Here is an 8,905-nt window from a genome sequence, read left to right as displayed (position 1 = left end):
GGGGTGATTAACATCATCACCAAGTCGGCAACTGACGTGCATGGCCTTGAGGTAGGTGCACGGGGGGGATCCTACGATCGCAACGATCAGTACCTACAGTGGGGCGGCGAGTTGGGCAAGTTCGATGCCTATTTTTTTCTGGAACGGTCCCGCAGCGACGGCCCGCGTGAACGTATCGACGCTGATGCGCAGACGACACTCGACGGATTGTTTGCACCTTTTCCTCCGGTTTCGCTAGCACCCGGTCCGACAGAACTGAACCGGGATAACACCGAAGCGCGCGCGGACGTCAGTCTCGGTTACTGGCGCCTGCGTGGTGGTTTTCAGGAACTCAACGACATCGGTGTCGGCGCTGGTGTTGCACAGGCGCTGGACCCCGTCGGCCGCGGCGACGGCCGGCGCCTGAGTGCCGATCTGAGCTACGACAATCCACGCTTCGCCGACAACCTCGGCCTGACCGGCACACTGAGTTACTACAATGTCGAGAATTTGGCCCGGCTGCAACTGTCCCCCCCCGGCGCCTTCGGCCCCCTGTTCCCAGGCGGATTTCCCAACGGCGTGCTCGGCAACCCGGATGTTTACGAGCGCCACTACCGTGGCGAAATGAGCGGGCTATACACAGGCATTAGCGGGCACCGTTTGCGCCTGGGCGGCGGTTACCGCAAGGAAGACATGTACAAAGTCGAGGAGAGCCGCAACTACATGCTCGTTCCTTCTCCTTTGGGCCCGGTTCCGTTTCCATTGGGTGGTCTGGTGGACGTAACGGACGTCGAGGCCTTTGTACGGGAAGAAGCACGCACCGTGGCCTACGCGTTTGCCCAGGACGAATGGAATTTCCTCCCCGATTGGACGCTCACCACCGGTGTGCGGGTAGACGATTATTCGGACTTTGGCACCGCGGTTAACCCACGCCTGGCTTTGGTCTGGCAAACCAGTTATAGCCTGACCACAAAAATGCTTTATGGGCGCGCGTTTCGGGCGCCGTCCTTCGGCGAGCTTTACAACGTCAATAACCCCGCGAATCTCGGCAACTCATCTCTCGACCCGGAGACGATCGACACCTGGGAACTGGGTCTCGACTGGAATGCAGGTCGTGGCCTCCGTGCCGCGGTGAACCTGTTCTATTACAAAATGGACGACATCATCCGCTTTGCCACGGATCCCGCACCGTCGACAAGCGTCACTGCCCAGAACACCGGCCGTCAGACCGGCTACGGGCTGGAAGCGGAACTCGCATGGCAGGCCAGCAGACGCCTGCGCCTGGCGGGCAATTACGCCTATCAGAAATCGACTGACGAGTCCGCCGACGCTGATGTCGGGTTTGCGCCTTCCCACCTGGCTTACGTACGGGCGGACTGGATGTTCGATCCGCAATGGAGCGTGTCGAGTCAGGCCACCGGCGTGTTCGATCGCAAGCGCCCGCCCGGCGATGACCGCTCCAAGATCGACGACTACGTGGCCGTTGACCTGACCCTGCGCGGGCAGAAACTGTTCGGGGACAACTGGGGTATGAGATTATCTGCACGTAATTTGTTCAACGCCGATGTTCGGGAACCCAGTGCCTCCGGGCTGATTCCGAACGATCTGCCCATGGCCGGGCGAAACCTGTTTCTGGAACTCAGTAAAGCGTTTCGCTGATCGATTCTTTTCCACTCTTCCACGACAGTTACGTTCTTCATGTCAGCGATGCCCCGCGGCGGCCGGAACTATGAACGTGGGCCGCCCCTGGCGGCCAGATTAATCGTCGCCGTTTTCCTCGTCAGCCACGCCGCCCTGGCGGCGGCGGAGTTACTGGTTGTCGTTCCGGAGGTGCGGGAGCCTTACCGCTCCGTTTTGGCCCAGATAGTCGACGGCATCAGAACCGTCGCCAGCGCGCGCGTGACCCAGAGCACTGAAAAGACTGCGCCCAACTCCAGGCTGAACCGGTCAGGCAGCGCCGCGCCTGTAACGATTGTCCTGGGCAGCACGGCCGTGTCTGCGGCGGCGCAGATGAGCGACCGCCAGTCGGTTATTGTCGGCGCGGTCATCATGCCGACTGGCGAGCCCCCCTTGCCGGGTATCAGCCTGGAGCCCGATCCCGGCCGGCTGTTCGATCAACTCGTTCGACTACAGCCCCGGGTGCGCACCGTCCACTGGCTCTACCGCCCCGCGCGCAGTGGCTGGCTGCTGGAACGCGCCCAGGCCGCCGCCGATGAACGCAAGCTGCGTTTGGTCGCCGTGGCGACGCTGGATGCACGCTCTGCAGCGCAGCGCTATCAAGAAATTCTCGCGACTGCCGATAGCACAACTGATGCGCTATGGCTGAGTCAGGACCCAGCCATACTCGGTGAGGACTCGACGTTGCCGGATATTCTTGAACGGGCATGGGCGAAAAACGTCATCGTCTTTTCAGGTTCCGCGCAGCACGTCGCGCGGGGCGCACTGTTTGCATTGTTTCCCGATAATGTCGGCATGGGAGCCGATCTGGCGAAAATGGCGCTACGGAGCGGCAAGGGAGGGGCAACAAAATTTGAACTCAATCGCAGCCTGCGCCGCGCTATCAACCGGCGAACAGCGGAGCACCTACGCATAGCAATGGAACCCGGCGACTATGATCTTGTTCTACCAGTGCGCTGACCAAACACACCACCTACGGTGCGGTCAATGAACCCGTGGCGGGCCATCAAGCAGCGCATGAGCGGCTTGCACAGCGATACCTTGTTGATGCTGGTCTGCGTCTGCGGCGTCGTGTTGGTGGCACTCGCCAGTGCGGCCGGCATTTCCTACCTGTCAGTGAACAAGGCGCGCGTCAACCTGCTGGATCAGGGTCGGCTGCTGACCGAGCGCTACGCCGCACAGGCGACCTTGGCCCTGCTCTATGGCGCGGCGGAGAATGCCCAGGCGGCTACCGACAGCCTGCTGCAGTTCCCCAACGTCGTAGGTGCGGCTGTATTCAATGCCGATGGCTCAGTCCTGCTCAGCCAGGGACCCGCTGCCAGCACATCGGAGACCAGTCCGCCGCCGTGGCGGGCTGACGAGAGCACCCGTATCGCGGACACCGACCCCGAGTTGTGGTGGTTTCGGGCCCCGGTATTCGTGGGTGGTACCAGCGCCGATCAGTCGGTTTTTGGGGAGGCGCCAACCCCACCGCAGTACCAGGGGCAAGTGGCTGTGGCCGTGAGCAAGCAGGCGCTGACCGAAATTTCGAAGGACATTATCGTTTCGACACTGTCCGTGACCCTCGCCATAGCCGTTCTGTTAGTGCCGATTCTCGTGTCCATCCTGCGCCGCGTGTCAAATCCGATCCGGGCCCTGGCGCAGGTCATGACTGATACCGAGACGGGCGACATCACCGCCCGCGCGAAGCTGGGGGGGCCTGCGGACATTCAGCAGATGGAGCGTGCCTTCAACCGCATGATGGATACCTTGCAGCAGCGGGAACAGGAGCTGCGAAGCGCTCGCGATGCGGCGGTCGACGCGGCGCAGATCAAGGCCCAGTTCACCGCCAATGTCAGCCACGAAATCCGCACCCCGCTCAATGGGCTACTGGGCATGTTGCAGCTGCTGCGCGAATCGCCGCTGGCACCCAAGCAACTCGAACGCCTGACCATTGCCGAGTCATCGGGCAATACCCTGCTGGTGCTGATCAATGACATTCTGGATTTCTCCCGCCTGGAGTCGGGGCGGGTCGAGATCGAAAACATTCCGTTCAATCTGCACGCCAAAACGCACGAAATCGCGGCGCTGTTCGAGCAACAGACGCGAAGCAAAGCGATCAAGCTCAATGTGGCCGTTGGCCCCGAGGTACCGCCAGGTGTTTCGGGTGACCCGGTGCGTATTGGACAGGTACTGACCAACCTGGTCGGCAACGCAATCAAATTCACGGCCGTGGGCGAGGTTACGCTACAGATCAATGCTCTCGAACGCGACGGTGACCGGGCGACTCTGGCATTTCGCGTCACCGACACCGGCACCGGCATCGCCGCGGACGATCTTGGCCGGATCTTCGAGTCGTTCACCCAGGCCGACAGCTCAACCACTCGTCAGTTTGGCGGTTCCGGCCTGGGACTGACCATCAGCCGCCAGTTGGTGGAGTTAATGGGTGGCCAGATGGGTGTGGACAGCACGCTGGGCGCGGGCAGCAGCTTCTGGTTCTCGTTGTCACTCGACCTGGCGGAACTTCCCGCGTCAGGCTTGCCGGTTGTTGATAATTTCCGAACGCTGGCCACCGTCGATGGCGCTCCCCTGCGCGTACTGGTCGCGGAAGACAACGCTACCAATCAGATGGTTGCCAAGGGCTTACTGGAAGCCGCCGGGTGCCGCGTGGACATTGTGGCGAACGGAGAAGACGCCGTCAGCGCGTGCGCCACCAATGCCGATTATGTCGCCGTGTTCATGGACTGCAACATGCCCGGCGTGGATGGTCTTGAAGCCACGCGCCGCATCCGTGTCGGCGAACCTGATGGAAAACGCATCCCGATTTTCGCCATGACCGCCAACACCGAGGCAGCGCGATTGGACCAATGCTATGCCGCCGGCATGGACGACGCAGTACCGAAACCGATACAGCTGGCAGCCGTACAGCGCCTGCTGGAAAAATGGACCGCGCCGGGTATCTCCAGGCCGACCGTTTCCTGGGTGGCAGAGGGGACAATGGTTCCGTCCCCTGGCAAGGCCGTGCTTAATCCGGTGCTACTTACCGAACTGCGGAACGCCATCGGCGATAGCTTGCCGGCCGTCATTCGCACTTTTATTTCGGATAGCGCGAGCTACCTCGAACAGTTGCGCGTTGCCATCACCGAACGCGATGAGGTCCGCATGCGCGACCTGGCGCACACCCTGAAGGGCAGCGCCCGCAATGTTGGTGCTGAACAACTGGCCGACCTCGCCGACCGCGTTGAACGTCTGGCTGGCGGCGCGGCGCCCGACATGGCCAGTCTGGAGCAGCTAAGTGCCGATTTCGAGAGGCACCACAGCGCGGTACGTGACGCATTGGCGCAATGGATAGTCGACCACCAGCCAGGGGCGCCGGTCAGCACCCCGCAGTCGAGCTTTACGGTATTGATCGTGGAGGACGATCGCAGCACCCGTCTGGCGCTGCGCGGGATCCTGGACCAGGAAGGCTATCGCGTGATCGAGGCTGGCGATGGCGAAGAAGCCATGCAGCTGTACCCGCGCGTACGTCCGGATCTGGTACTGCTCGACGCCCGCTTGCCGCGCCAGGATGGCTTCGCCACCTGCCGGCAGATCCTTGCCCTGCCCGAGGCACAACGTACGCCGGTGCTGATGATCACCAGCCTGGCCGACGAGATTTCCGTGGAACGCGCGTTTCGCGCCGGCGCCGCCGACTTCATTACCAAGCCGATCAATTTCGGCGTGCTCCGGCGGCGCGTGAACCGGCTACTGCAGGCTGGCGCCTCCGAGCGGCACGCCCATCGCCTGGCATTCCACGACGTATTGACTGGCCTGCCCAACCGGGCCGGATTCCGGGAACGCCTACGCCAAATAACCGAGCGTGCCGGTCACAACACCAGTTTTGCCGTGATGTCACTCGACCTCGATCGTTTCAAGATACTGAACGAAAGTTTGGGCCACAATCTCGCCGACGAGGTGCTGGTCCAGCTAAGCGACCGCATCAGGCGCCAATTGCGGGCCGACGACATCCTGGGCCGCGTCGGTAGCGACGAATTCGCGCTGGCCTGCGAGATCGAAGACCCCGGAACAGCCACGGCGGTAGCCGACAAGATTCTGGCCAGTGTCGCCACGCCGCTGCGAATCGGCGACAAGGAGCTTGTGCTCAGCGCGAGTATCGGCATTGCCTTGTTCCCAGCCGATGACCGGGACGTCGACGGTCTGGTTCGGCATGCTGAAACCGCGCTGAACCAGGCCAAACTGGCCGGCGGCGGAAAACAACATTTCTGGCAAACGCACATGAGCGTTGCCGTGCGGCGGCGAATGGACATGGAGACCGACCTGCGCAAGGCGCTGGAACGCTCCGAATTGCTGCTCTTTTATCAGCCTCAGCTGAGCCTGACGACCGGCATGGTGATCGGCGTCGAGGCGTTGATGCGCTGGCAGCATCCGCAGCGCGGCCTGGTCTCGCCGGCGGACTTCATCCCACTTGCAGAAGACACCGGCTTGATTGGCCCGATGGGCGAGTGGGCGCTGCGCGAAGCGTGTCGGCAGAACCGGCTCTGGCAAAAACACGGCCTGCCGACCTTACGCATGGCGGTAAACGTATCGGGGCATCAGCTGATGGCGCCGGAATTCGTGGATACGGTTTCCCGCGCACTGGCGGAAACCGAGCATGCCCCGGAAAACCTGGAGCTGGAAATCACCGAAACCACCCTGATGCGCGACCTGGAGGCGTCGGGGGCCATACTGCGCCGCCTACGCAACCTCGGCGTGCGCATTTCAATCGACGACTTCGGTACCGGCTACTCGTCCCTGGGTTACCTGAAGCACCTTCCGGTACAGACGGTCAAGATCGACCGCTCTTTCGTGGCCGAACTGCCGGAAAACACCCACGACGCCGCCATCACCAACGGCATTATCAGCATGGGCCACAACCTGGGTCTGGAGATTGTCGGAGAAGGCGTGGAAACCGCCGCGCAGATGCGCTATTTGCGCGAGCACGGCTGCGACGTTATCCAGGGCTACCTGCTACACGTACCCACCACACCTGCAAGCATCGAAGCCTGGATTAACGACAATCAACACTCGACGTTTGCCGGCTTGGGCGTTTCACGACCGCGCAGCCGGGGCTGATGCACGCAGTGCGTGCCGACTGCCTCATAGGGCAGTCACCGGCTCAGTAAGCGACCGTGAATTTCTGCCACGGGTAGACGTCCTTCGGCCAGGGATTGTCAAACAACTCAATCGCCGGAGAAACCTCCACCACCGCCAGCGCCAGGTTCAAGAGGTTTTTTTCCGGCTCCGCCATGGCGGCCAAATTAAAGCCGTTCAGGTACTGGATCCAGGCGTCGAGTTGCGGCTTTACGGCCTGAAAGAACAGCTCCAGCTCGGCCTGAGTGCTGGTCATGCGCTGCACCCGACGTTCCTGCTCGGTCGGCAGGGCCCACACGTCAGCCCACACCTGGAACTCTTCATACCCTTTTGGCAGAGCCTTGGTCATTTGTCCCATCCTCAGGGCCGCGCCAGCCACTGGTGAACCACATTCATCTGGTGGCGTAGAGCAATCTCGCCATCACTGATGGTCAGCACGTCCAGCGCACCGGACTCCATCATCGCCTGCGTGTCCTCCAGCGTGCCGAAGTCTTCCAGCACCGCGTCACGCAGCAGCACCTTGGTATGTTCCTGCGCCAGCAACGCGCCCGCGTGCTCGGCCTTTAGCTGATAAATATCCATAGTCCAGCGGGTGTGGTTCACGTCCACCGGCCAGAAGTTGTAAGTGAAATACCAGCCCGGACCGACGTCGCAAAAGAAGTTCGGAAAGAACACGTTGATGTCGAACCACCAATTGTCGTCGTCACTGGGGTTGGTACCGGGGAACTGGCCTTTCTGAGTGGCAAAGCTGGGTCCGTACTTGCCGACGATCATGCCGGTCTCGGGCGGCAAATAGCCCGGGTTGGCCCAGGCGGAAATCGAACGGTGCGGCCCATGCAGGCGCACCGAGGTCGGCATGGCGGCCGGGTTACCCGCGCCGCTGGCTGAATTGGGCAGCGAGATGCGATGCACCATGATGGCGTGGTACGCCTCCTGGAAGGCGTCCAGCACCACTTTCCAGTTCACCCGTGGCGTGGCGCTATAGCGCGCGATCCGCTGGCATTGATCGTGCGGGAAAGCATCGAGCTGGTCCGCCATGGCGCCCAAAAACTCGCGCAGACCCTGCGGCGGATTGGGGTTGTGATGAACGAAGATGAAGCCCTTCCAGGTATCGCAGGCCAGCGACCGCAAACCGAGCTTGTTCTCGTCCACGTAGTCCGGGAAGTATTCCTTGCCGGTGATCATCTTCAGTTCACCGTCGTTGCCGAACACCCAGCCGTGGAAACCGCAGGTGAAATGCTTGGCGTTGCCACATTCCTTGAGCGCGATCTTGTTACCGCGATGGGTGCAGATGTTGTGGAAGGCGCGGACCCGGTTGTCCTGCCCCCGCACAATGATCACCGACGCCTTCAACACCTCGATGTCCTGCACCAGGTAATCGCCGGGGTTGGGAATGTCTTCCTCGCGGGCGACCTCCAGCCAGGCACGCTTGAATATCTTCTCCCGCTCGCGTTCGAAGAATTCGGCCGAAATATAGGGCTCCACCGGCAGCGGCGCATTACCCATGTCGGGAATGTCCGTGCCCTCTTTCATCTTGAACACCGGTTCCTGAGCACCCATGCCAGTTCTCCTGGGTTGAAACAATCATCCGATGCGCCGATAAAGACGCTGCTCACAGTCAGTGCGATAGTGCGCACCGCATGATGTTTTGGCAAGTGGCCAAAACGCCTTGCGCGCCCATCGTCCGCGCGCCCATTCCTAAGGAACGGCTGATTTATTCAGCGCTTCCCTAGGGTGATACTGCCCCTGATGCCATCTCGCTGATGCTTATGGCCACCTCCACTTCCTCGATAATCTGCTCCTGCCGGGCTTTGCGCATCCGCTGTTGCAGCAGTGCGCAGCGCTCGTCCAGGCGTCGTACCGCCGCTTCCAGGTGAGTCACCCGCTGCTGGTTCTCCGCCAGCAATGCGTTTTGCAGTGCTCCGGTCAGTGCCGCGAACAGATATTGCTCGACCAGCGCCGCCTCGAACTCTGGCACGGACATGTACAGCCGTGGCGGCGTGCCGGTTACAGGCGCCGCTACAGTTGGCAGCGGCAGTACCTGGCGTGCACTCACCTGTCGCAGGTCCGGGTCATGCGCGATCACCATCAGCCGGCCACCACGGGCGGTATCGAGTCCGCCCAAAGTATCGGCCAATTC

At 61.7% G+C, this 8,905-nt stretch carries 6 protein-coding genes; 3 read left to right on the top strand and 3 right to left on the bottom strand.

What is annotated here, in order from left to right; genetic code table 11:
• The 3 genes from ABZF37_RS12175 to ABZF37_RS12165 form a co-directional block, all read left to right on the top strand.
• Window positions 1-1,638 (top strand): TonB-dependent receptor plug domain-containing protein (locus ABZF37_RS12175; protein WP_372720285.1); only part of this gene is annotated, 1,638 nt, incomplete at its 5' end.
• Window positions 1,639-1,677: 39 nt separating this feature from the next.
• Window positions 1,678-2,616, top strand: coding sequence for a hypothetical protein (locus tag ABZF37_RS12170; RefSeq protein WP_372720283.1), 939 nt, complete (start codon window positions 1,678-1,680; stop codon window positions 2,614-2,616).
• A gap of 27 nt (window positions 2,617-2,643) precedes the next feature.
• Window positions 2,644-6,747, top strand: coding sequence for an EAL domain-containing protein (locus ABZF37_RS12165; protein WP_372720281.1), 4,104 nt, complete (start codon window positions 2,644-2,646; stop codon window positions 6,745-6,747).
• A gap of 43 nt (window positions 6,748-6,790) precedes the next feature.
• Here ABZF37_RS12165 and ABZF37_RS12160 read toward each other — a convergent pair whose 3' ends face one another.
• The 3 genes from ABZF37_RS12160 to ABZF37_RS12150 all read right to left on the bottom strand — a co-directional run.
• Window positions 6,791-7,114 carry a hypothetical protein gene (locus tag ABZF37_RS12160; protein WP_372720279.1) on the bottom strand — a complete coding sequence of 108 codons (324 nt, stop codon included), beginning with the start codon at window positions 7,112-7,114 and terminating at the stop codon, window positions 6,791-6,793.
• An 11-nt stretch (window positions 7,115-7,125) separates the two neighbouring features.
• The gene (locus ABZF37_RS12155; RefSeq protein WP_372720277.1) at window positions 7,126-8,325 is read right to left on the bottom strand and encodes an aromatic ring-hydroxylating dioxygenase subunit alpha; all 1,200 of its coding nucleotides are present in this window, start codon (window positions 8,323-8,325) and stop codon (window positions 7,126-7,128) included.
• 169 nt (window positions 8,326-8,494) lie between these two features.
• On the bottom strand, window positions 8,495-8,905 hold a 411-nt coding region (locus ABZF37_RS12150), incomplete at its 5' end, for a F0F1 ATP synthase subunit gamma (protein ID WP_372720275.1).

Source organism: Immundisolibacter sp., assembly GCF_041601295.1.
Taxonomy (GTDB): domain Bacteria; phylum Pseudomonadota; class Gammaproteobacteria; order Immundisolibacterales; family Immundisolibacteraceae; genus Immundisolibacter.
This window is presented reverse-complemented; position numbering and strand designations above follow the sequence as displayed.